General features: G+C 49.2%; 1 protein-coding gene. It reads right to left on the bottom strand.

The window, feature by feature from the left end:
* Nucleotides 1–1571, bottom strand: a 1571-nt coding sequence (locus FHQ23_RS11975) for a VENN motif pre-toxin domain-containing protein (RefSeq protein ID WP_176552319.1), incomplete at both ends; no start/stop codon positions are given.

Genomic DNA, 1571 nt, shown 5'->3' with positions numbered 1-1571 from the left:
TAAACCCATAATTTTTATAACCCTCCACATATCCCTCATACATAACTCGGGCAATATTTGCTTCAGGTGTTGTACTATTCAACAAGTCGGCAATTTCCTGATAGCCTTGTTGTTTTTCTTTTGGCAAATGATAAGTTAGTGCCGTATAGGTTTCTTTTGCTGCAATCGCATCTTTCCTTGCCTCTGCACATTCTGCACTATATGCACTTCTACAAGCATCAAATAATGCTTTGTTTGTCGCCAAGTCTTCCTGAATGAGCTCATCTAATCGTTCCCTGCCTTTTTCTGTTAACTCACCTTTTGCTAACTGATTTAACAAATATGTTTTTTCTTGGTGTTTAGCGCTGTTTAAATAATTATTCTCAACCGCACTTTCCGCTATCGCTTGCCCTGTTGCCGCATTAACAACTGTAGTTGTGCTATCCGTAGCTGTTCCGTCCGTTTGCGCTGTTATCGTTGCTGCCAATGCACCTGTCAGGCTACTGAGGCTTGAGATATTTTGCCGCTCCCGTTCGTCCAATTCGCTTGCGCTTTTGCCGTAAATAGTCTTGGCAAGCAGTTCTGCTGTCACTTCCCCCGTTATCGCTGCCGCCGCACCGCCCAACGCACTGCCGCCGTTAACTTGCGCCTCTACCGCACCTAAGATACCATGAAGAATTAGGTTGGTGGTTTTGTCCACCTTGCCGTTTTCGTCTGTGGTCGCATCCTTAATCGCTTGGTTTGCCAGTGGAGAAAGGGCGGTTGCCGTCAACTGTGCCGTGCTACCGTTGGCTATCGCCAAGGTGATAACCTTGGTTGCCGTGTCAACCGCTCGGTTATAGCTGCCACCGGTACCCCATGCTTTTGCCTCACTGTCGGCTTGTTCATAGGCGACAACCGCTTGCTCATAAGCCGCTTGATTACCGCTGTTTTGTGCCTGTTCTAAAGCTTGAGCTGCTTGTACTTTTGCTGCCTCTGCTGCTTTTCTTTGTTGGGCGCTGTAGGCACTCACGCCCGAGCTGATGTCCGCAACCGCACTTTGCATGGCTTTTTGCGTAGCAAGTGTTGTGTTGATGTCTTTTGGTTTTTCAGTCTGTGCGTTGCCTTTGCTGCTGTCGCTGTTAATCCCCAATGCTGCCGCCGTCGTTTGAATCGGGCTGCTGTCTTTGTTTAAGATTATCGTACCTTCACTCAGCGTGGCTTGGGTTGTGCTGTTATCTCGGGTTTTGCTGACCATCGGCAAGCCGCCCGTCGGGCTGAAATCCGTCACTCGTTCCGGCTCGCCTTTGTCGTTTTTGATTACCTTGCCGTTTTCGTCCTTGTTCAAGTCCGAACTTGCGCTCACCCCAATGCTCGCACTCACCGCCTTGCTATCACTACGGTTTTCAATGTCGTTGAAGGTCAGTGTGTTGGTGACAAGACGGTTTTTGTCAGTTTGAGTACCGGTGATGGCACCGCCGTTCAAGTGAACATTATTCGCTTCCACATCATAGTGTTCTTCGGCAAACAAACCGCTTTGTTGATTGACTTGGTTGCGGTTGGCACTGCCTTGCTGTGCGCTTGCATTGGCACTCGCCTCCCAAGCCGTGCCG

The organism is Testudinibacter crocodili (genome assembly GCF_006228025.1).
GTDB lineage: Bacteria > Pseudomonadota > Gammaproteobacteria > Enterobacterales > Pasteurellaceae > Chelonobacter.
Note: the sequence above shows the minus strand (reverse complement) of the source record. Positions and strands in the feature narration are given on the sequence as shown.